Source organism: Burkholderia sp. Ac-20353, from assembly GCF_017104785.1.
Lineage (GTDB): Bacteria > Pseudomonadota > Gammaproteobacteria > Burkholderiales > Burkholderiaceae > Burkholderia.
In genome coordinates this window covers 23,582-44,084 of sequence record NZ_JAAGPL010000064.1, presented here as the reverse complement: position 1 = coordinate 44,084, position 20,503 = coordinate 23,582, and the positions used below count along the sequence as shown (strand labels likewise).

Here is a 20,503-nt window from a genome sequence, read left to right as displayed (position 1 = left end):
CGCGTATTCGTCGAGCACGGTCTCGAGTTCGCCCGTTTCGAGCTGCGCGGCAATTTCCCACGTCGAACGCCAGCCGAGCCCGAGACTTTCCGATACCCAGCGGTGCAGCAGTTCGCCGTCGTTGCAGTCGAGATTGCCGGTCACCCGCATCGTCGCGATCTTGCCGTGCCGCTGGAAATACCAGCCGCGGTTCTGGCCGCCCTGCAGGTTGAACGCGAGGCAGTTGTGTGTGAGCAGGTCGTCGAGTGTCTTCGGGCGGCCGTGCCGGCGGAAATACTCCGGCGTGCCGCACACGACGCGCCGGTTCGACGCGAGCTTCACCGCGACGAAGTTCGGATCGACCACGCCGCCGATCCGGATCGACAGGTCGTAGCCTTCACGCACGAGGTCGACGACGCGGTCGGTCAGGTTGAACGACAGCTGCATGTCCGGCTTGTCGGCGAGAAAGCCCGGCGCATGCGGCGCGACGTGCTTGCGGCCGAACGCGGCCGGCGCCGACACGATCAGGTGGCCGCTCACCGAGCGCCGCCCGGCGGCCAGCTCGTTCTCGGCCTGGTCCCATTCGGCGAGCAGCCCGCGGCATCGCTCGAGGAATGCCGCGCCCTCCTCGCTGACGACGAGCCTGCGCGTCGAGCGGTACATCAGCTTCACACCGAGGCGCTGTTCCAGTGCGTCGATGCGCCGGCCGAGCACGACCGGCGACACGCCCTCCTCGAGCGCCGCGGCCGCCAGGCTGCCCGCGTCCGCGACCCGCACGAAGGTCTCGATCTGCTTGAAGCGGTCCATCTCGCGTCTCCTGCATGACGGCCGGGCGACGCCCGACACACCGTCATTCAATACTTTTAGTTTCGAAAAAAGCGACTCCGGCTGATCTTATCAAACCTTTCATGCATCCCTAAAGTGTCTCCAACAGACCGATTCGCAAGATCCGCCATATTCAAGGAGACATTCATGGCCAAGATGAGAGCCGTCGACGCCGCCGTACTCGTGCTCGAGAAGGAAGGCATCCAGACCGCGTTCGGCGTGCCGGGCGCCGCGATCAACCCGTTCTACTCCGCGATGCGCAAGTCGGGCGGCATCAGCCACGTGCTGGCCCGCCACGTCGAGGGCGCGTCGCACATGGCCGAAGGCTACACGCGTGCCGCGCCGGGCAACATCGGCGTGTGCATCGGCACGTCGGGCCCCGCCGGCACCGACATGATCACCGGCCTCTACTCGGCATCGGCCGACTCGATTCCGATTCTCGCGATCACCGGCCAGGCGCCGCGCGCGCGCCTCTACAAGGAAGACTTCCAGGCAGTCGACATCGAGTCGATCGCGAAGCCGGTCACGAAGTGGGCCGTCACCGTGCGCGAACCGGCGCTCGTGCCGCGCGTGTTCCAGCAGGCGTTCCACCTGATGCGCTCGGGCCGTCCGGGCCCGGTGCTGGTCGACCTGCCGATCGACGTGCAGCTCGCCGAAATCGAATTCGACATCGACACCTACGAACCGCTGCCCGTCTACAAGCCCGCGGCGACGCGTGCGCAGATCGAGAAGGCGCTCGCGATGCTCAACGACGCGGACAAGCCGCTGATCGTGTCGGGCGGCGGCGTGCTCAACGCAGCGGCCGAGGACCTGCTCGTCACCTTCGCGGAAACGGTCGGCGTGCCGGTGATCCCGACGCTGATGTCGTGGGGCGCGATTCCGGACGATCACCCGCTGATGGCCGGCATGGTCGGCCTGCAGACGTCGCACCGCTACGGCAACGCGACGATGCTCGCGTCCGACTTCGTGCTCGGCATCGGCAACCGCTGGGCGAACCGCCACACGGGCAGCGTCGACGTCTACACGAAGGGCCGCAAGTTCGTGCACGTCGACATCGAGCCGACCCAGATCGGCCGCGTGTTCGGCCCGGATCTCGGCATCGTGTCCGACGCGAAGGCCGCGCTCGAGCTGTTCGTCGCTGTCGCCCTGGAATGGAAGGCGGCCGGCAAGCTGAAGGATCGCAGCGCGTGGGTCGCCGAATGCCAGGAACGCAAGCGCACGCTGCAGCGCAAGACGCACTTCGACAACGTGCCGGTGAAGCCGCAGCGCGTGTACGAGGAAATGAACAAGGTGTTCGGCCGCGACACGTGCTACGTGAGCACGATCGGCCTGTCGCAGATCGCGGCCGCGCAGTTCCTGCACGTGTTCAAGGCGCGCAACTGGATCAACTGCGGCCAGGCCGGCCCGCTCGGCTGGACGATCCCCGCCGCGCTCGGCGTACGTGCGGCTGATCCGCGGCGCCCGATCGTCGCGCTGTCGGGCGACTACGACTTCCAGTTCATGATCGAGGAGCTCGCCGCCGGCGCGCAGTTCAAGCTGCCGTACGTGCACGTCGTCGTGAACAACTCGTACCTCGGGCTGATCCGCCAGGCGCAGCGCGCGTTCGATATGGACTACTGCGTGCAGCTCGCGTTCGACAACGTCAACGCGCCAGAACTGAACGGCTATGGCGTCGATCACGTGGCCGTCGCAGAAGGCCTCGGCTGCAAGGCGCTGCGCGTGTTCAAGCCGGAAGAGATCGAGCCCGCGCTGAAGCAGGCGCAAGCGCTCGCGGAAGAGTTCAGCGTGCCGGTGATCGTCGAAGTGATCCTCGAGCGCGTGACCAACATCTCGATGGGTACCGAGATCGACGCGATCAACGAGTTCGAGGATCTCGCCGAGAAAGCCGAACACGCGCCGACCGCGATCTCGCTGCTCGACTGACCCGCCACCCATCCTGTCGACTGACCGACCGAAGAGGCTTAGCTCATGCCGAAGTTTGCTGCAAACCTGACCATGCTGTTCAACGAAGTGCCGTTCCTCGACCGCTTCAACGCGGCCGCGGCCGCGGGCTTCGACGCCGTCGAGTTCCTGTTCCCGTATCCGTACGCGAAGGAGGAACTCGCGGAGCGGCTCGAATCGAATCGCCTGCGCCTCGTGCTGCACAACCTGCCGGCCGGCAACTGGGACCAGGGCGAGCGCGGGGTCGCGTGCCTGCCCGATCGCGTCGGCGAGTTCCAGGAAGGCGTCGGCCGCGCGATCGAGTACGCGAAGGCGCTGAAGGTGCCGCAACTGAACTGCCTGGTCGGGATTCCGTCGGCGAGCACGCCGCGCGACACGACCTTCGTCACGATCGTCGACAACCTGCGTTTCGCCGCCGATGCGCTGAAGCGCGAAGGCATCCGCCTGCTCGTCGAGCCGTGCAACAGCTTCGACATTCCGGGCTTCGCACTGAACCGCTCGTCCGAAGGGCTCGACGTGATCCGCGCGGTCGGCTCGGACAACCTGTTCCTGCAGTACGACATCTATCACATGCAGCGCATGGAAGGCGAACTGGCCGCGACGATCGAACGTAACCTCGCGTCGATCGGCCACGTCCAGCTCGCGGACAACCCGGGCCGCAACGAGCCGGGCACCGGCGAGATCAACTACGCGTTCCTGTTCGCATTGCTCGACCGGCTCGGCTATGCCGGCTACGTCGGCTGCGAATACAAGCCTCGCACCACCACGACGGAAGGCCTCGGCTGGCTGCAGAGCGTCGCCGGCTGCGCACCGGGTTCGGCACGCCGCGCGGGCTGACACTCGGCCTTCCCGCAGCTTTCCCGCATACGCCCCTATAGGAGACTTTCACATGGCAACCATCGGTTTCATCGGCCTCGGCATCATGGGCGCGCACATGGCGCGCAACCTGCTCAAGGGCGACCATCAACTCGTCGTGAACGGCGCGTTCCCGATCCCCGACGACCTGCGCGCGAGCGCGAAGGTCGTCGCGAACTCGACTGAAGTCGCGCAGAACGCGGACATCATCATCTCGATGGTGCCGGACACGCCGGACGTACGTAACGTGCTGTTCGCAGACGACGGCGTCGCGAAGGGCCTGACGGCCGGCAAGCTCGTGATCGACATGAGCTCGATCTCGCCGCTCGACACGCAGGAATTCGCGAAGCAGATCAACGCGCTCGGCTGCGACTACCTCGACGCACCGGTGTCCGGCGGCGAAGTCGGCGCGCGCGAAGCGACGCTGACGATCATGGTCGGCGGCCCGCAGAACGCGTTCGAACGTGCGAAGCCGCTGTTCGACGCGATGGGCAAGAACATCACGCTCGTCGGCGACAACGGCGCGGGCCAGACCTGCAAGGTCGCGAACCAGATCATCGTTGCGCTGAACATCGAGGCCGTCGGCGAAGCGCTGCTGTTCGCCGCACGTTCGGGCGCGGATCCGGAGCGCGTGCGCCAGGCGCTGATGGGCGGCTTCGCGGCGTCGCGCATCCTCGAAGTGCACGGCGCGCGGATGACGAAGCGCACGTTCGATCCGGGCTTCCGCATCGAGCTGCACCAGAAGGATCTGAACCTCGCGCTCGACGGCGCGCGCAAGCTCGGCCTCGCGCTGCCGCACACCGCGAGCGCCCAGCAGCTGTTCAGCGTGTGCGCGTCGCACGGCGGCAAGGCATGGGATCACTCGGCGCTCGTGCGTGCGCTCGAGATCATGTCGAACTTCGAGATCGCGGCACCGCAGGCCGACACGAAGGCAGCGTAATCATACGAAGCGCACGCAGCGTACGTAGTCGTACGAAAGCGTCCGAACGCGCACAAAAACGCACGACCAGCCGTCCGCCTGCGCGGGCGGCACGAATCGACGATGCGCTCCGCAGCGACGGATCGCATCGATGCGCGAACGCTTCGCGCATCACGGTGGGGCGCCCCGCCGCGCCACTCATATCGGCGCGGCGGGGCGAAAAGCGCCGCTCTGGGCTGAGAGCGGCGTGGTGGGGTCCGCAGCGGCACCCGGCGACGCCGGGGAAGCCTTGGTCGGTCAGACGTCGTCGTCGGGTGTCCGTCTGTCGGATTTCGCGTCTTACACTTCTTTACCTTCACGCGCGCAATTATTCATGCAATTGACGCCGTGAACGCCTACACTTTCGCCACGCCTTTCGAGAAAACCGCCGCGCTCGCGTACGCCCTTGGCGAAACGCGCCCAGCGCGGTGTTTTTTCGCCACTTCACGGCGCGTTTTCTTTTCAACCACCTAAGGAGTGCAACGATGGGTCTTCTTTCGTTTATCAAAGAGGCGGGTGAAAAATTGCTGGGTCATGCCGACGAGCAAGCGGCAGCCGACCCGAATGCCGCGAACCAGACCGCGGCCGATGCGATCAAGAACTACATCAACGCGCAGGGTCTCGACACGTCGAACCTGACCGTCGCGTTCGACGGCGCGTCGCGCACCGTCACGCTGTCGGGCAGCGTTGCCGACCTCGACACGAAGGCCAAGGTCAAGGTCGCGGCCGGCAACGTGCAGGGCGTCGCGGTCGTCAATGACGACGACCTGCAGCCGGACGATCCGGAAGTCCAGTATCACGACGTCGTGTCCGGCGACAACCTGTGGAAGATTGCCGAGCAGTACTACGGCGACGGCTCGAAGAACACCGTGATCTTCGACGCGAACAAGCCGATGCTGTCGAGCCCGGACCGGATCTACCCGGGCCAGAAGCTCGTGATTCCGCCGCAGTCCTGATCAATCCGGCAGGACCTGTCGAGTCCTCGAACAGGCTGACACCGGTTTGTCACTGAAAGTTGTCAGTGAAGCGCCCGATGCACCGCATCGGGCGTTTTGCATTCAAGCGCGATCGATCAGTACGCGTCGAACAAACGCTGCACGTCGCCGCCCGCGTGAATCCCGTTGGCAAGCGCGAGCATCAGCAGCACGCGTGCCTTGTACGGATTCAGCGATCCCGCGCTCACGAAGCCGAGCGCGTCGTCGTTCGCGGCGCCATTCTTCATCACGTGCCCCGAGCCGACCCGCGACGCGCGAACCACGACGACACCCTGCTTCACCGCATCGGCGAGCGCCGCCTGCAGCGTCGCGTGGATCGAACCGTTGCCGGTGCCCGCGACGACGAGCCCGCGCACGCCGGCCGCGACGAGCGCATCGACCGCCGTGCGCGTGACGCCCGCATAGCTCGCGACGACCTCGACCGGCGGCCATGTGCTGCCGGATGTGTCGATTACCAGTTGCGTATCGCGCGCACGCGCGACGCGACGCGCGAACTCGACGCGGCCGTCCTGCACCCAGCCGAGCGCACCGAGCTCCGGCGAATGGAACGCATCGACCGCGTACGTGCTCGTCTTCACGACGTCGCGCGCACCGTGGATCCGGTTGTTGAACGCGACCAGCACGCCCTGCCCGCGCGCGGCCGGATTCGCGGCGACCGTCACCGCGTTGAGCAGGTTGAGCGGCCCGTCGGACGACAGCGCGGTCGCCGGACGCATCGCCGCCGTCAGCACGACCGGCTTGTCGCCCTGCACGGTCAGGTGCAGCGCATAGGCGGTTTCCTCGAGCGTATCGGTGCCATGCGTGATCACGATGCCGTCGACGGCATCGTCAGCCATCAGCGCGGCGATTCGTGCGGCGAGCGTATTCCACAGCGGCAGCGCGAGATCCTTGCTGTCGATGCTGGCGATCTGCTCGGCGTGGATATCCGCGACCGACGCGAGTGCCGGCACCGCGTCGAGCAGGAAGTTCACGCCGAGCGCGCCGGCCTGATAGCCGGCCGTGCTGGCCGCGTCGGGCGCGGCCCCGGCGATGGTGCCGCCGGTGGCGAGCACGGCGATGCGCGGCAACGCCAGCGACGAAGGGGAAGCCTGATTCGGAGTATTCATGGGCGCGATTGTAATGGCTCGCGATCCGCGGCCGATAGCCCCCGACGCAACGCACGCCGCGTCATGCGCGCGGCTCTCATGGTTTGTCCCGATCGCCTGGCCGCGCCCGCCGTCAACGCACGCCACGCCCGCCACGTTATAGGAAGTGCTGTATCGGTGTTTTCACATTGATTGACCATAATCGGAGCGCGCGGCGCGATGCGTCCCCGCTGGATGCCCTGCTTCGAGACGGCGTCAATAAAACGCAATTCACCCCATGGGAGTGTCAAATGAAAATCCAATCGCTCGTAGCTGCACTGCTCGTCGGCGGCATGCTCGCTTCCCCCGTGTTCGCGGCGAACAGCCAGCAGGACAAGATGAAGGCCTGTAACGCGCAGGCAGCCGGCAAGTCGGGCGACGAACGCAAGGCGTTCATGAAGGACTGCCTGTCGGCCAAGCCGGCAGCGGCAAAGCCGATGACGCAACAGGACAAGATGAAGGCCTGCAACAAGGACGCCGCCGGCAAGAAGGGCGACGAGCGCAAGGCATTCATGAAGGGCTGCCTGAGCAACCAGCCGGCCGCCTGATTTCCGACGCTCCCGCCTCGATGCCGCGCACCGTTCCGACGGGCGCGGCATTTTTGTTTTCGTTGCCCGCGCATCCGGCATCGGAACCATGCGTGCCACGGATACCCGTCATACGGTGCGGCAATTCGCCGCGTTTTCTTCTATGATGGCTGCAACGCGGCCCATCCAAGCAAAAGAAGCGCCATCGGGCCGCCCTCGACACGGACGCACACAGCGCGTCAAACGGAGGCATGGATGGCATGGAGACAACACCGCTGGTTCCGCCGCTGGCTGATCGTGATCGTGTTCTGGGCCGTGCCCGTCGCGATCGTCGCCGTGCGCGAGATCCGCGAGGAGATGGCCTACAACAAGGCGGACCTGCAGCTCGCGCTGACCACGTGGGAACTCACCGATGCGCAGCGCGCCGCCGGCGCCGCTGCGCGCTGCCACGGCACCCCTGACGACGCCCGCGCGGCCGGCTGCCCGGCCGACGTGCTGGCCGCCAACGCGCCGCGCCAGCAGGCCGCGCGCGACGAATACGTGGTGCGCCGCAACACGCTCGCGAGCTACCTGTGGCATGCGTTCGTCGGCTACTGGGTCGTGCCGGCCGCGTTCCTGTTCGCGTGCGGCGTCGTCATCGCGCTGATCCGCCGCGCGCTGCGGCGACCGCCCATCAAGCCGCCGGTAACACATTGACACGTTCGCGCCGCCCGCATCCTGCTGGCTGTCCCGACGCCGCATCGGCGCGCGGGCACCGGCGCATCCGTTGGCCTGCTGCGACACGGCCATCCGATTTGACGCTCTTTTACCTCTGCATGAAAAGCCGTTGTAATCCGCTGTGATATAACTGCCGCCGTGGTCCGCTCCGTGAGCGAGACTCACTCCGAATGTCATCCGATGGAGAAGAACGATGCAAAAACGGAATCTCGTGCTGAAAGCCGCCGCGGCGCTGATCGTCGGCAGCCTTGCGCTCACCGGCTGCACCACGACGCCCGACAAGCCCGACAACGCTGCGACCAATGCGTCGAAGCGCCAGGCGATCGACTCGAGCGTCGATGCGACGCTGTCGCGCCTGTATTCGACGGTCAAGGGTTCGCGTGAGCTCGTCGCGAAGTCGCGCGGCGTGCTGGTGTTCCCGGAAGTGATCCAGGCCGGCTTCATCGTCGGCGGCCAGACCGGCAACGGCGCGCTGCGCGTCGGCGGCGCGACGGTCGGCTACTTCAACACGTCGTCGCTGTCGGTCGGCCTGCAGGCCGGCGCGCAATCGAAGGCGATCGTGTTCCTGTTCATGACGCAGGAATCGCTCGACGAATTCCGTGGCTCGGACGGCTGGGCTGCCGGCGCCGGCGCATCGGTCGCGCTCGTGAAGATGGGCGCGAACGGCGCGGTCGACACGACCACGGCTACCGCACCGGTCCAGGTCATCGTGCTGACGAATGCCGGTCTGATGGGCGACGTGTCGATCAACGGCACGAAGGTCACGAAGCTGAAGATCTGACGCCCCGCTTCCAGCCCGCTGCCCGCCCGCTATCCGCGTGCTGCGCGGGCCGCCTGCATGTGCAAACGGCGATGTCCTCGCGGACATCGCCGTTTTTTTCGCCGGCGCGAAATGTTTCAGGCTCGGTTCAGGCGCTTCAGGCGCTCAGCTCGTCGAATCGATCACCTTGAAGCGCGAACGCTTTTGCGCACGGATCACCGACTGGTAGACGTCGACATACTGCTGCGCCATCCGGTGCGACGTAAAGCGCTCCTCGAAGCGCTGCCGCACGCGCGCGCGCGGCACCAGGTGCAGCCGGTTCACGGCCGCGACCGCGCTGATCTCGTCCTCGACGATGAAACCCGACACGCCCTCGTCCAGCACCTCCGGCACCGAGCCGCGATTGAACGCGATCACCGGCGTGCCGCACGCCATCGCCTCGATCATCACGAGGCCGAACGGCTCCGGCCAGTCGATCGGGAACAGCAACGCATGCGCGCCCGACAGGAATTCCGCCTTCTGGTGATCGGCGATCTCGCCGATGTATTCGACATGCGGCAACGCGAACAGCGGCTTGATCTCGCGGTCGAAATACTCCTGGTCGGCCGCGTCGATCTTCGCGGCGACCTTGATCGGCAGTCCGCATTGCCGCGCGATGCGGATCGCCGTATCGACGCGCTTCTCCGGCGAGATGCGGCCGAGGAACGCGAGATAGCGAGGCTCGACGGGCTGCGGCGTATACAGCGATTCAGGCAGCCCGTGATAGACGGTCGTCAGCCATTTCGCCTGCGGCAGCGGCTGGCGCTGCGCGTTCGAGATCGAGATCACCGGCGCCGTGTTGAACGTGTCGAACACCGGCTGCTGCTCGGGCAGGTCGAGCCGGCCGTGCAGCGTCGTCACGTACGGCACCTCCTGGCGGTTGAAGATCGAGAACGAGTAGTAGTCCATGTGGAAATGGAGCACGTCGAATTCCTTCGCGCGGCGTGCGACCGTTTCCATCAGCAGCATGTGCGGCGCGATCCGGTCGCGGATCGACGAGTCGAGCCGCAGCGCACGCGGCCACACGGGCTCGAGCTTCGCGCGCGTGGTCGAATCGCCGCTCGCGAACAGCGTCACGTCATGCCCGAGGTCGACGAGCGCCTCGGTGAGGTACGACACGACGCGCTCCGTGCCGCCGTAAAGCTTCGGCGGCACCGACTCGGTCAGCGGGGCGATCTGGGCAATTCTCATGTTCCACGTCTCCATGGGGCCGGAACGGTGCCGGCCGAATTTCTCATTATTAGCGATCCGGCAGCGCAGCACCGGCCGTCTTGCATTTTATGGGCGTTGTTACAGGCCGGATACATTCCGGGGTTTGGTTACAGGGTCCGGTTACGGGATCCGGTCATGGAGTCCAGTCGCGCAGTCCGGTTGCGGAGTCCGGTCCGTCCGGCCCCGCACGCAGTGCGTCCCGCCTGCGCGTCAGCGCGCCGGCCATTTCCACGGTGGCAGATCGCGCGTGTCGGCGTCGACGAGCCCGGTCGCGCCGAGCTGCTTGTCGAGCACGAGCGATTCGCAGCCGGCCTCGCGCTCGAGCGTCGCGATCAGCCGCGCCGCGTGCGACACGACGATCACCTGCGAATGCCGCGCCACCTGCGCGATCAGGCGGCCGAGCGCGGGCAGCAGGTCCGGGTGCAGGCTCGTTTCCGGTTCGTTCAGCACCATCAGCGCCGGCGGCCGCGGCGTCAGGAGCGCCGCCGCGAGCAGCAGGTAGCGCAGCGTGCCGTCCGACAGTTCGGCGGCCGCCAGCGGCCGCAGCAGCCCCGGCTGGCGCATCAGCACGTCGAACCGGCCGCGGCCGCCCGGATTGTCGATCTCGACCGACGCGCCGGGGAACGCATCGTCGACTGTCGCGTCGAGCGCCGCGCCGTCGCCGATCTCGCGGATCGTCTGCAGCGCGGCGGCAAGGTCGGCGCCGTCGTCCGCGAGCACCGGCGTATGCGTGCCGATGTGCGATTGCCGTGCGGGTGCTTGCGCATCGGTGCGGAAATGATCGTAGAAGCGCCACGACCGGATCCGCTCGCGCACTGCGATCATTTCCGGCGCACCACGCGGATCGGCGAACTCCGTCATCATGCTGTCGAAGCTCGCGACCGGCTGCGGGACGGTCTGCCAGTCGCCCGACCCGGTGCGCGCGCGGATCTGTGCGCCCTGCCGGTCGACCAGCAGCGTCGACGGCCGCAGCAGCGGCCCGCCCCAGATGCATTCGCGCTTGACGACCGGATCGAGCCTGAACATCGACGCGTCGTTCTTCACCGGCAACCCGAGGTCGATCGCATAGCCGAAATCGTCGCACGCGAAACCGAGTCTCAGGCTCACGGGCCCGTTGCGCACCGTGCCGGTGACGTCCGTGTCGCCGGACAGCATCGATCGCGAGAACCGCTCGGGGCCCGCCCACAGCGTCGACGGCAGGCCGCCTTCGCGCGCGAGCGACGGGATCACGCGGCCCTGCGCGGTATCGGCGAGCAGCCGCAGCGCGCGGTACACACTCGACTTGCCGCTGCCGTTCGGCCCGGTGACGACGTTCAATGCCGCGAGCGGCACGATCAGCTCGCGCAGCGAGCGGTAGTTGGCGATGGCGAGGGTGTGGAGAGCCGTCATGAATCGGTTCGGGTCAGCGTCCGCCGGTGGCCGTCGGATCGGCTGCGGTGTTGGCTGCAGTGTTGGCCGCCGTGCTGGCGGCAGGCGCGTGCGGACGCTCGGCGTGCCGCGCGTCCGCCGAGGACGCATGGGCGTACAGTTCGGTGCGGCTACGTGGCAGGCATTGCGGATAGTGCGCCTGGATATACGCGATAAGCCCTTCGCGCACGCGGCAGCGCAGGTCGAAGCACAGCGACGAATCCGCCGCGCTGACGAGCGCCCGCAACTGCATCGTGCGCTCGGTCGCATCGGTCACCTGAAGCACCTGCACGCGGCCGTCCCATTCGGGCGCACCCTGCACGAGCCGCGCAAGCTCGTCGCGCAGCGGCGCGAGCGGCGTCCGGTAGTCGACCGACAGGAACACCGTGCCGATGATCTCGGCGCTGTTGCGCGTCCAGTTCGCGAACGGGTTCTCGATGAACCACTGCAGCGGCACGACGAGCCGCCGCTGGTCCCACAGACGCACCGACACGTAGGTGCCGGTGATCTCCTCGATGCGCCCCCACTCGCCCTGGATCACGACCACGTCGTCGAGCCGGATCGGCTGCGTCAGCGCGATCTGCAGGCCCGCGATCAGGTTGCCGAGCACCGGGCGCGCGGCGATACCGGCCACGAGGCCCGCGACCCCGGCCGACGCGAGCAGGCTCGCGCCGACCTGGCGCACGTTCGGGAATGTCATCAGCGCGGCGCCGGTGCCGATGATCACGATCAGGATCATCACGGTGCGCGACAGCACGCGCGCCTTCGTATGGATGCTGCGCGCCTGCAGGTTGTCCGCGGTGTCGACCGGATGCGCCTGGATGATCGCCTCGCCCACCGCTGCCGCGAGCCGCACGAGCAGCCAGGTCAGCGCGACGATCGTGCCGACGGCCGCCGCGGCGCGCATCCCGCGCACGAACGACATGCCGTCGTCGGCCTGCACCCACAGGAATTCGAGCGCGAGCAGTGCGAGCGTGACGAGCGATGGCTTGTCGATGTAGCGCAGCACGACGCTCATCATCGGATACGGGCGCGCGATGCGCTTGACGATACGTGCGCCGATCCGGTGCATGGCCGCGCCGACGAGCAACACGACGGCCGACACGGCCAGCGTGCCAAGCCACGAATGCAATGGCGCATCGGCGATGCGCTGCAGTTCCTCGATTGAAATCATCGGCCTGAGCTGCTTTTCGGTTCGGGACGACGCGCGCGTCGCCCGGGATGCGTCAGCAAGGTCCGGGCGCGGCACCCGCCCGGACACGGCGCGAGGTCAGTTGCCGCCCTTGCAGGGAAACGCCTTGCCGAGGCCGAGCGACACCGCGGTGCTTGCGTTATAGTCGGCCAGCTTCGGATTCTCCGCGATGTACTTGCGCACCGCGTCGGTCATCTGTTGCGCCTTGATGTCAGGCGGCAGGCAGAAATACTGGCCGACGCGCGGCCCGGTCGTGCCGCCGATCGCGTCGATGGTGTTGTAGACGCCATCGGCAGCGCCTTCGATGTAGGCCGCGCACGACGCCCGCGACTTGACGTCCGTTTTCGCGCACAGCCGGTCGAGATCCGCGCCCGTGAACGCCGCCGCCGTCAGCGGCACGGCAAACGCCGCGGCACAAAACATAGCCCGCAACATGGTGTTCCTTTTGTCTATACGGCCGGAGCCGCACGCTGCGATGATCGGCGCGGCGGTGCCGGGATGCCGGCCGCACCCAAGCCGGCCGCGCCGAAAACCCTCATTTTGCACTCTTTTGCGCATCCGCCGGCGACGATGCGCCGACGCGCACAGTCCGCTTGGACAGGATCTCCGTCGCGTCCGGCGCCTTGTAGTGCTTCGCGAACTCGAGCGCGGTGATGCCGAGCTGGTTCTTCACCTGAGGATCGGCGCCCTGGTCGAGCAGCAGGTTGACCGTCGTCGCATGGTTGCCGCGCGCCGCCATCATCAGCGGCGTCGTGCCGTTCGGCGACGCGGTGTCGATGTACGCGTCGTGGTCGAGCAGCACCTTGACGACCGCGTCCTGGCCGTTGGTCGCCGCGTAGTGCAGCGGCGCCCAGCCCTTCTTGCTGACTTCCGCGCCCTTGTCGATCAGCAGCTTCACGAGGCCGACGTCGCCGTTCAGCGACGCGAGCATCAGCGCGTTCTCGCCGGCCTTGTCTTCCTTCTCGAGATCGACGTTCGGCGCGGCGGCGAGCGCCGCCGCCACCTTGTCGGACTTCTCGCGTGCGGCGACCACGAGGAGCGGATCGCCGTTCGGCGCGAGCGTGTTCGGATCGAGGCCGTTCTTCAGCTGCTTGCCGATATCGGCGATGTCGTCGAACTTGACCGCCTTGACGATCGCGTCGAGCGATTCCGCGTGCGCGCCGGCAGACGCGAACAGGCCGCCCGCGACGAGCGCGGCGGCGATGAGTGCGGCCGCCGACGCGCGTTTCGGCAGATGTTTGATCGGCTTCGTCATTGTTGTGGGCTCCTTCCCTGGGTTGTCGGCTGCATCGCGCCGCCGTCAGCGGGCGATCTTGAACAGCCGGAAAAAGTTCTGTGTGGTCGCGTCGGCGAGCGCCTCGACGGCGATCCCGCGCTCGGACGCGATAAAGCGTCCGACATGGCTGACGTACGCAGGTTCATTCGGCTTGCCGCGATACGGCACCGGCGCGAGGTACGGCGAGTCGGTCTCGATCAGCAGCCGGTCGAGCGGCACGCGCCGCGCGACGTCCTGCACGTCGGTCGCGTTCTTGAACGTGACGATCCCCGACAGCGAGATATGGAAGTTCTGCGCGAGCGCCTGCTCGGCGACGGCCCACGTCTCGGTGAAGCAGTGCATCACGCCGCCCGGCACTTCCGCGCGCTCCTCGGCCATGATCCGCAGCGTGTCTTCCGACGACGCGCGCGTATGGATGATCAGCGGCTTGGCCGTCGCATGCGCGGCGCGGATGTGCGTGCGGAACCGCTCGCGCTGCCATTCCATGTCGGCGATCGAGCGGCCTTCGAGCCGGTAGTAGTCGAGGCCCGTCTCGCCGATCGCGACGACCTTCGGGTGCGCGGCCAGCTCGACGAGCTCGGCGAGCGTCGGCTCCTGCGCGTCCTCGTGGTCGGGATGGACGCCGACCGACGCATAGACGTTGTCGTGCGCGTCGGCGATCGCGAGCACGTCGGGCAGCGTCTCGAAATCGACGGACACGCACAGCGCGTGCGTGACGTCATGCTCGCGCATGTTCTCGAGCACCGCCGGCAGGCGATCCGCGAGACCCTTGAAATTGATGTGGCAGTGAGAATCGACGAACATCGCGTTTCCTGACGTTTCCTGAAGTTTCCCGATAACGGGTTACGTGGGGCGCCCCGTGCGGGCCGCTCCGGTTGACGGGCGACGCGCGCGGCACGCGGCCGGCCCGCGTGCCGGCGATCGCGGGCAGTTCGCGGGCAGATCGGCGTCGGTCACGTCCCGATCGATATCGGTCATCGCCTATCAACCAATCGAAGCCAATCCTGGCTCACGCGAACATGTCGCGATATCCGAGAAACAGCTCCTCGAATACCAGCCGCGCGTTGAGCGGATGATTCTCGACCATCCGCTGGCGCGTCACGGCCTTCATGAAGCGCGCGAACGCATTCGCGTCGAGCGCGTTCGCGCAGCGCGCCAATGCGGCTGCATGCGCGGGGAAGTAGCGCGGCGCGCCCGCCATCCGCTGCGCAAGCAGATCGTACAGCCAGCGCTGCAGCCAGCCGAGCACGAGCGGCACCGGCAGCTTCTGCAGCGTCTCGCCACATGCGAACGGGTCGCACCCCACGCCGGCCGCGAGCTGGCCGAGCGTGAAATCGCGCAGCGGACGGTTCTCGTCGCTTGCAAGCGCCAGCGCCGCGAGCGGCGCGCCACCCGCCTCGGCGAGCAGCGCCGGCGCGTCGGCGATGCCTTGGGCGGCGAGCCACGCGGCGGCCGCGTCCGGCGCCGGCACCGTCATCGGCCACTGCCGGCATCGGCTGATGATGGTCGGCAGCAGCCGGTCGATGCGCGCCGACACGAGCAGGAACACGACACCCGCCGGCGGCTCCTCGAGCGTCTTCAGCAGCGCGTTCGATGCGGCGACGTTCAGCGCCTCGGCCGGATACAGCACGACGACGCGCGCGCCGCCGCGGTGCGAGCCGACGCCGCAGAAATCCAGCAGCGCGCGCACCTGCTCGATCTTGATTTCCTTGCTCGGCGCGCGGGTCTTCTTGCCGCCGTCGTCCGCGTCCGCGGGCTTCGCGTCGTCCGCCGCGCCAGGCGCTTCGCCGGCAAGCGCTTCCGGCAGCACGATCCGGTAGTCCGGATGGTTGCCCTGCTCGAACCAGTTGCAGGCCGGGCAGGTGCCGCACGGCTCGCCGTTCGCCTGCGGCGTTTCGCACAGGAAGCCCTGCGCGAGATGCTGCGCGAAACGCAGCTTGCCGATCCCGGCCTGGCCGTGCAGCAACAGCGCGTGCGGCCATTGCGCACGCAGCTGCTGCAGGCGGTTCCAGTCGTCGGTTTGCCACGGATAGATCATCTGCTTCCTCTGTTGAGCGTTACAGCGACGCGTTACAGCGACGCGTTACAGCGACACATTACAGCGCGGCGAGCACGCCTTCGAGCTGCTTGCGGATCTCGGGGATCGACTGCGTCGCGTCGACGATCGTGAAACGGTACGGCGCCTCTTCCGCGCGCCGCAGGTATTCGCCGCGGGTGCGCGCGAAGAACGCGTCGGATTCGCTCTCGAACTTGTCGGGCATCCGCGCGGCGCCGCGCCGCTCGCTCGCAACCTGCGGCGCGACGTCGAACAGCACGGTCAGGTCCGGCTGGAAGCCGCCCTGCACCCAGCGCTCGAGCGTCTCGAGCTTGTCGCGCGGCAGCCCGCGGCCGCCGCCCTGGTAGGCGAACGTCGCATCGGTGAAGCGGTCGGACACGACCCAGTCGCCGCGCGCGAGCGCGGGCTCGATCACGAGCGCGAGGTGCTCGCGGCGCGCCGCGAACATCAGCAGCGCCTCGGTCTCGAGGTCCATCGGCTGGTTCAGCAGGATCTCGCGCAGCTTCTCGCCGAGCTGCGTGCCGCCCGGCTCGCGGGTGACGACGACCTGCCTGCCGGCCCCGGCCAGCTTGTCCTGGAGCCGTTCGCAGAACCAGTTCAGGTGGGTGGTCTTCCCCGCCCCGTCGATGCCCTCGAACGTGATGAATTTACCGCGCGCCATCTATTGACCTCGTATGTATTTGTCCACGGCCTTGTTGTGATCGCCGAGCGTGTCGGAAAAGACGCTCGTGCCGTCGCCCTTCGCGACGAAGTACAGCGCGCCCGTCGCCGCCGGATTGATCGCCGCCTGCAACGCGGCCGTGCCCGGCAATGCGATCGGCGTCGGCGGCAGGCCGCGCCGCGTGTACGTATTGTAGGGAGTGTCCGCCTGCAGATCGCGCTTGCGCAGATGGCCGTCGTACGCATCGCCGAGCCCGTAGATCACCGACGGATCGGTCTGCAGCGGCATGCCGATGCGCAGCCGGTTCGCGAACACCGCCGCGACGAACGCACGGTCGGCCGCGTGTCCGGTTTCCTTCTCGACGATCGACGCGATCGTCAGCGCTTCGTAAGGCGTTTTGTACGGGAGGCCCGGCGCGCGCGCGGCCCATGCCTCGTCGAGCCGCGTCTGCATCAGACGAAACGCGCGCCGGTAGATGTTCAGGTCGCTCGTGCCCTTGTCGAACAGATAGGTGTCGGGAAAGAACAGGCCCTCGGCGCTGCCGCGCTGCACCGCGCTGTCGGGCGCGCCGATCGCGCGCAGCAGGTCGGCATCGCTCATCCCGGCCGTCGAATGCGCGAGCGCCGGATTTGCGTCGAGTTCCGCACGCATCCGCTTGAAGGTCCAGCCCTCGATCACCGTCGCGACGTATTCGTTGACGTCGCCGCGCGCAATCTTCTGCAACACTTCGTACGGCGTGATACCGGTCTTGAATTCGTAGTTGCCGGACTTGAGCTGGCTCGACAGACCGAGCACGCGCGTCATGACGACGAAAGCGAACGGCTCGACCGGCACGCCGCCGCGCTTCAGCTGCTGGGCGACGCTCTTCACGCTGCTGCGGGGCTTGATCGTGACGTCGAGCGACGCCGCGCCGAGCAGCAGCGGCCGGGTCGCCCAGTAATACGCGCCGCCCGCGCCGGCTGCGGCCGCGACGATGGCCACCGCCGCGAACGTCGCGGCGGATTTCTTCAATAGGGACAGCACAATAGGCAGTTGACTTTAAAGCAGTAACGCACTGATTTTTAACGAAAAGCCTCGCGCCGATCGGCGTTGGGGCCTGGCCACGCTGGTGGCCTTTCGGGGATGTCGAGCCCTACATTGTATCGGTGTGGGCATGCTTTGGTCACAGCATCTCGGCGCCATCGTCGGCCATCGATTCAATTTCGGATCGCATCACCGGGAGCAAGGCGCCCGCATCGCATGCCAGGAATGCGGCTGCGGGATCGCTGGCGCGCTCCGTAAAGCCATGCGCATCGTGGGGGCAGCCGGGAAGGTCTGCGGGATCGGGCGCGAGCGACTAGAATGGCGTGACCGGCCTTGGCGCGACCGGAGCATGACGCTCCAGCGACGCCAAGGCATTGCAGAATCCGGTCAGCGCCTGACATGAGCATGGATCGCGTCTCGTCAGGGTCCATGCCACACCCGTTCGCGCACGCCGCATACAAATCGACAGTTTCCTCGTTCCATGAGCACACCGTTCGCTACAACGGCCGCCCAGGCCGCCGCCCCCGCCTCGCTCCCTGTATTCCCCCGCCCGTCCGCCGCCGATTTCGACGCGCCGGGCGCGTACATGCCGCTCCCGCAGTTCGGCGTGATCGACGTGGCCGGCGACGACGCCGCGACGTTCCTGCACAGCCAGCTCACCAACGACATCGAGCACCTCGACCCCGCGAGCGCAAGGCTCGCCGGCTACTGTTCGCCGAAGGGGCGCCTGCTCGCGTCGTTTCTCGCGTGGCGCGCGGGTCACGGCGTGCGGCTCCTCGTGTCGAAGGACGTGCAGGCCGCCGCGCAGAAGCGGCTGTCGATGTTCGTGCTGCGCGCGAAGGCGAAGCTGTCGGACGCGAGCGACACGCTCGCCGTGATCGGCTTCGCGGGTGACGTGCGCGGCGCACTGTCGGGTATCTTCGACGCGCTGCCGGACGGCGTGCACGTGAAGGTCGACGGCCCCGCCGGCACGCTGATCCGCGTGCCCGACGCGGCCGGCAAGCGACGCTACCTGTGGATCGGCACGCGCGCCGACGTCGATGCGCGCATCGCCGCGCTCGACGGCAAGCTGCCTGCCGTGTCGCCGGCCGTGTGGGACTGGCTCGACATCCGCGCGGGCGAGGCGCGCATTACGCAGCCGGCCGTCGAGCAGTTCGTGCCGCAGATGGTGAACTTCGACGTGGTTGGTGCGGTGAACTTCCGCAAGGGCTGCTATCCGGGCCAGGAAATCGTCGCGCGCAGCCACTATCGCGGCACGATCAAGCGCCGCACCGCGCTCGCGCATGTCGCGGGCGACACCGACACGGCACGCGCGGGCATCGAGCTGTTCCACAGCGACGACCCGGGCCAGCCGTGCGGGATGATCGTCAACGCGGCGGCCGCACCGGCAGGCGGCGTCGACGCGCTCGTCGAGATCAAGCTCACCGCGCTCGACAGCGGCAGCGTGCATCTCGGCGCGGCCGACGGCCCGACGCTCGCGTTCGTGCCGCTGCCCTACGCGTGGCCGACGGAAGTGTGACCGGCCATCCATTCGTTCGCGCGCTGGCCTGTGCATTGCGGCCGGCGCCTGAAGTTTTCTGCGAGAGATTCGCCCGATGTGTCTGATTGCCTTCGACTGGCAGCCTGATGCCGCCGCCGGTCCCGTCTTTACCCTGACCGCCAACCGCGACGAGTTCTTCCGCCGCACGAGCGCGCCGCTCTCCTGGTGGGAGGAAGTGCCGGGCGTGCTGGCCGGCCGCGACCTCGAAGCCGGCGGCACGTGGCTCGGTGTGTCGCGCGACGGCCGCTTCGCGGCGCTCACGAACTACCGTGCGCCGTTCGACATCCGCGCAGGCGCGCCGACCCGCGGCAAGCTCGTGTCCGATTACCTCGGCGGGCAGCCGGTCGCACCGCTCGACTACCTCGCGCGGCTCGCCGAGCACGCGGCGATGTACAACGGCTTCAACCTGCTCGTCGGCAACTGGAAGCGGCGCGAGCTCGCGTGGTTCTGCAACCGCGCGGCCGAGGGCGAGAGCGGCGTCGCCGCGCCCGCGCTGGTCCCGGCCGGCGTGCACGCGCTGTCGAACGCGCGGCTCGACACGCCCTGGCCGAAAGTGGTGCGCAAGCGCGCCGAACTCGGCACCATGCTGACCGACGACCCGGCGCCGCCGCTCGACGACCTGATCGCGCTGATGCGCGACCCGCACATCGCCGAAGACGACGTGCTGCCGCACACGGGCATCCCGCTCGAACGCGAGCGCGCGCTGTCCGCCGCGTTCATCGAGACGCCCGAATACGGCACGCGCGGCACGACCGCGCTGCGGGTCACGATGAAGGAAGGCGTGCGGCTGACGGTCGACATCAAGGAACGCTGCGACGACGACGGCTCGCATCGCATCGTCCGTCCCGGCGCGTTCGAGCGCACGTTCACGTTCGACATCGACGCGACGCAGGTCCGCTGACGCGGGCGTAGGCCCGCGTTTGCCGCGTCGTCGGCTCAGGGCGCGCGCGTCATCTCGACGTGCGGGATGCCGGCTTCGACGAAGCGCGCTCCGACCGCCGAGAAACCGTGCCGCAGGTAGAACGGCACGGCCGGTTCCTGTGCATAGAGCCGCACGAGCGGATCGCCGCGCCGCCGCGCCTCGTCGAGCAGCGCGTGCAGCACGGCCGACCCGGCGCCCTGCCCGCGCACGTCGGCGAGCACCGCGACGCGGCCGATCGTGGCCGTCGGCAGCAGCCGTCCGGTTGCCACAGCGCGGCGCGCGCCGGTTGCGCGATCGATCCGGTACGCGACCGCGTGGCGCGACAGCGGATCGTCGTCGTCCAGTTCCATTTCCGCCGGAATGCGCTGCTCGCGCACGAACACCGCGTCGCGAATGCGCGCAGCGTCGCCGCCCAGCGTTGCCCAGTCACCCGTTTCCACCACGCAGTCCGCCATGCCCCCTCCGCGCGGCCGAGTCACCGCTAGCTGCCAGCC

Annotated in this window: 21 protein-coding genes; 9 read left to right on the top strand and 12 right to left on the bottom strand. The window is 67.8% G+C overall.

The window, feature by feature from the left end:
* The coding region (locus G3N94_RS19625) for a LysR family transcriptional regulator (protein WP_205794243.1) at window positions 1-786 on the bottom strand (786 nt) is incomplete at its 3' end.
* A gap of 165 nt (window positions 787-951) precedes the next feature.
* Between G3N94_RS19625 and gcl the strand changes: the two genes are divergently transcribed.
* The 4 genes from gcl to lysM all read left to right on the top strand — a co-directional run bounded on the left by gcl (window position 952) and on the right by lysM (window position 5,514).
* Window positions 952-2,727: a glyoxylate carboligase gene (gene gcl, locus G3N94_RS19620; RefSeq protein ID WP_205794242.1), complete on the top strand. Its 1,776-nt coding sequence runs from the start codon at window positions 952-954 to the stop codon at window positions 2,725-2,727.
* A gap of 45 nt (window positions 2,728-2,772) precedes the next feature.
* Window positions 2,773-3,582 carry a hydroxypyruvate isomerase gene (hyi, locus tag G3N94_RS19615; protein WP_205794241.1) on the top strand — a complete coding sequence of 270 codons (810 nt, stop codon included), beginning with the start codon at window positions 2,773-2,775 and terminating at the stop codon, window positions 3,580-3,582.
* Window positions 3,470-4,540, top strand: coding sequence for a 2-hydroxy-3-oxopropionate reductase (locus G3N94_RS19610; protein WP_277398558.1), 1,071 nt, complete (start codon window positions 3,470-3,472; stop codon window positions 4,538-4,540). The genes hyi and G3N94_RS19610 overlap by 113 nt, the downstream gene beginning before the upstream one ends.
* A 503-nt stretch (window positions 4,541-5,043) precedes the next feature.
* Window positions 5,044-5,514, top strand: coding sequence for a peptidoglycan-binding protein LysM (gene lysM / locus G3N94_RS19605; protein WP_205794239.1), 471 nt, complete (start codon window positions 5,044-5,046; stop codon window positions 5,512-5,514).
* Window positions 5,515-5,630: 116 nt separating this feature from the next.
* Here lysM and G3N94_RS19600 read toward each other — a convergent pair whose 3' ends face one another.
* On the bottom strand, window positions 5,631-6,659 hold the full coding sequence (locus G3N94_RS19600; protein ID WP_205794238.1) for an asparaginase: 1,029 nt from the start codon (window positions 6,657-6,659) through the stop codon (window positions 5,631-5,633).
* Between the two features lie 269 nt (window positions 6,660-6,928).
* On the opposite strand from G3N94_RS19600, the gene G3N94_RS19595 reads away from it, so the two are divergent.
* From G3N94_RS19595 to G3N94_RS19585, 3 genes are all read left to right on the top strand, one after another.
* Window positions 6,929-7,225 carry a PsiF family protein gene (locus G3N94_RS19595; RefSeq protein WP_205794237.1) on the top strand — a complete coding sequence of 99 codons (297 nt, stop codon included), beginning with the start codon at window positions 6,929-6,931 and terminating at the stop codon, window positions 7,223-7,225.
* Window positions 7,226-7,459: 234 nt separating this feature from the next.
* Window positions 7,460-7,900, top strand: a complete 441-nt coding sequence (locus G3N94_RS19590; RefSeq protein WP_205794236.1) for a hypothetical protein — start codon at window positions 7,460-7,462, stop codon at window positions 7,898-7,900.
* 214 nt (window positions 7,901-8,114) lie between these two features.
* Window positions 8,115-8,702, top strand: coding sequence for a YSC84-related protein (locus G3N94_RS19585; protein WP_205794235.1), 588 nt, complete (start codon window positions 8,115-8,117; stop codon window positions 8,700-8,702).
* 144 nt (window positions 8,703-8,846) lie between these two features.
* Here the strand turns inward: G3N94_RS19585 and G3N94_RS19580 are convergent, their stop codons facing one another.
* The 9 genes from G3N94_RS19580 to mltG form a co-directional block, all read right to left on the bottom strand.
* Complete coding sequence (locus G3N94_RS19580) at window positions 8,847-9,911, bottom strand: glycosyltransferase family 4 protein (RefSeq protein ID WP_205794234.1); 1,065 nt, start codon at window positions 9,909-9,911, stop codon at window positions 8,847-8,849.
* 231 nt (window positions 9,912-10,142) lie between these two features.
* Complete coding sequence (locus G3N94_RS19575; protein ID WP_205794233.1) at window positions 10,143-11,321, bottom strand: AAA family ATPase; 1,179 nt, start codon at window positions 11,319-11,321, stop codon at window positions 10,143-10,145.
* Window positions 11,322-11,334: 13 nt separating this feature from the next.
* Window positions 11,335-12,513, bottom strand: a complete 1,179-nt coding sequence (locus tag G3N94_RS19570) for a mechanosensitive ion channel domain-containing protein (RefSeq protein WP_205794232.1) — start codon at window positions 12,511-12,513, stop codon at window positions 11,335-11,337.
* A gap of 96 nt (window positions 12,514-12,609) precedes the next feature.
* Complete coding sequence (locus G3N94_RS19565) at window positions 12,610-12,966, bottom strand: Rap1a/Tai family immunity protein (RefSeq protein WP_205794231.1); 357 nt, start codon at window positions 12,964-12,966, stop codon at window positions 12,610-12,612.
* Between the two features lie 100 nt (window positions 12,967-13,066).
* Entirely contained in the window at window positions 13,067-13,786 is a 720-nt protein-coding gene (locus G3N94_RS19560; RefSeq protein WP_205794230.1) for an ankyrin repeat domain-containing protein, read from the bottom strand.
* Window positions 13,787-13,831: 45 nt separating this feature from the next.
* Window positions 13,832-14,611, bottom strand: a complete 780-nt coding sequence (locus G3N94_RS19555; RefSeq protein ID WP_205794229.1) for a TatD family hydrolase — start codon at window positions 14,609-14,611, stop codon at window positions 13,832-13,834.
* Between the two features lie 205 nt (window positions 14,612-14,816).
* Window positions 14,817-15,845 carry a DNA polymerase III subunit delta' gene (locus G3N94_RS19550; protein ID WP_205794228.1) on the bottom strand — a complete coding sequence of 343 codons (1,029 nt, stop codon included), beginning with the start codon at window positions 15,843-15,845 and terminating at the stop codon, window positions 14,817-14,819.
* A 58-nt stretch (window positions 15,846-15,903) separates the two neighbouring features.
* Window positions 15,904-16,524, bottom strand: coding sequence for a dTMP kinase (gene tmk / locus G3N94_RS19545; RefSeq protein WP_205794227.1), 621 nt, complete (start codon window positions 16,522-16,524; stop codon window positions 15,904-15,906).
* Complete coding sequence (gene mltG, locus G3N94_RS19540) at window positions 16,525-17,544, bottom strand: endolytic transglycosylase MltG (RefSeq protein WP_205794244.1); 1,020 nt, start codon at window positions 17,542-17,544, stop codon at window positions 16,525-16,527.
* Window positions 17,545-18,028: 484 nt separating this feature from the next.
* Between mltG and G3N94_RS19535 the strand changes: the two genes are divergently transcribed.
* Both G3N94_RS19535 and G3N94_RS19530 read left to right on the top strand, forming a co-directional pair.
* Window positions 18,029-19,066, top strand: a complete 1,038-nt coding sequence (locus G3N94_RS19535) for a folate-binding protein YgfZ (protein ID WP_205794226.1) — start codon at window positions 18,029-18,031, stop codon at window positions 19,064-19,066.
* Window positions 19,067-19,142: 76 nt separating this feature from the next.
* Window positions 19,143-19,988: an NRDE family protein gene (locus tag G3N94_RS19530; RefSeq protein ID WP_205794225.1), complete on the top strand. Its 846-nt coding sequence runs from the start codon at window positions 19,143-19,145 to the stop codon at window positions 19,986-19,988.
* A 35-nt stretch (window positions 19,989-20,023) separates the two neighbouring features.
* On the opposite strand, the gene G3N94_RS19525 is transcribed toward G3N94_RS19530, so the two are convergent.
* Complete coding sequence (locus tag G3N94_RS19525; protein WP_205794224.1) at window positions 20,024-20,464, bottom strand: GNAT family N-acetyltransferase; 441 nt, start codon at window positions 20,462-20,464, stop codon at window positions 20,024-20,026.
* Window positions 20,465-20,503: the final 39 nt, after the last annotated feature.

Excerpts from the sequence above, each read along its gene's own strand:
- G3N94_RS19610 (WP_277398558.1), top strand. The coding sequence starts at position 3,470 with ATGCCGGCTACGTCGGCTGCGAATACAAGCCTCGCACCACCACGACGG.
- gcl (WP_205794242.1), top strand. The coding sequence starts at position 952 with ATGGCCAAGATGAGAGCCGTCGACGCCGCCGTACTCGTGCTCGAGAAG.
- G3N94_RS19600 (WP_205794238.1), bottom strand. The coding sequence starts at position 6,659 with ATGAATACTCCGAATCAGGCTTCCCCTTCGTCGCTGGCGTTGCCGCGC.
- G3N94_RS19525 (WP_205794224.1), bottom strand. The coding sequence starts at position 20,464 with ATGGCGGACTGCGTGGTGGAAACGGGTGACTGGGCAACGCTGGGCGGC.
- G3N94_RS19570 (WP_205794232.1), bottom strand. The coding sequence starts at position 12,513 with ATGATTTCAATCGAGGAACTGCAGCGCATCGCCGATGCGCCATTGCAT.
- G3N94_RS19530 (WP_205794225.1), top strand. The coding sequence starts at position 19,143 with ATGTGTCTGATTGCCTTCGACTGGCAGCCTGATGCCGCCGCCGGTCCC.
- G3N94_RS19560 (WP_205794230.1), bottom strand. The coding sequence starts at position 13,786 with ATGACGAAGCCGATCAAACATCTGCCGAAACGCGCGTCGGCGGCCGCA.
- G3N94_RS19565 (WP_205794231.1), bottom strand. The coding sequence starts at position 12,966 with ATGTTGCGGGCTATGTTTTGTGCCGCGGCGTTTGCCGTGCCGCTGACG.
- G3N94_RS19535 (WP_205794226.1), top strand. The coding sequence starts at position 18,029 with ATGAGCACACCGTTCGCTACAACGGCCGCCCAGGCCGCCGCCCCCGCC.
- G3N94_RS19590 (WP_205794236.1), top strand. The coding sequence starts at position 7,460 with ATGGCATGGAGACAACACCGCTGGTTCCGCCGCTGGCTGATCGTGATC.
- G3N94_RS19555 (WP_205794229.1), bottom strand. The coding sequence starts at position 14,611 with ATGTTCGTCGATTCTCACTGCCACATCAATTTCAAGGGTCTCGCGGAT.
- G3N94_RS19550 (WP_205794228.1), bottom strand. The coding sequence starts at position 15,845 with ATGATCTATCCGTGGCAAACCGACGACTGGAACCGCCTGCAGCAGCTG.
- G3N94_RS19595 (WP_205794237.1), top strand. The coding sequence starts at position 6,929 with ATGAAAATCCAATCGCTCGTAGCTGCACTGCTCGTCGGCGGCATGCTC.
- G3N94_RS19585 (WP_205794235.1), top strand. The coding sequence starts at position 8,115 with ATGCAAAAACGGAATCTCGTGCTGAAAGCCGCCGCGGCGCTGATCGTC.
- G3N94_RS19575 (WP_205794233.1), bottom strand. The coding sequence starts at position 11,321 with ATGACGGCTCTCCACACCCTCGCCATCGCCAACTACCGCTCGCTGCGC.
- lysM (WP_205794239.1), top strand. The coding sequence starts at position 5,044 with ATGGGTCTTCTTTCGTTTATCAAAGAGGCGGGTGAAAAATTGCTGGGT.
- G3N94_RS19580 (WP_205794234.1), bottom strand. The coding sequence starts at position 9,911 with ATGAGAATTGCCCAGATCGCCCCGCTGACCGAGTCGGTGCCGCCGAAG.
- hyi (WP_205794241.1), top strand. The coding sequence starts at position 2,773 with ATGCCGAAGTTTGCTGCAAACCTGACCATGCTGTTCAACGAAGTGCCG.
- tmk (WP_205794227.1), bottom strand. The coding sequence starts at position 16,524 with ATGGCGCGCGGTAAATTCATCACGTTCGAGGGCATCGACGGGGCGGGG.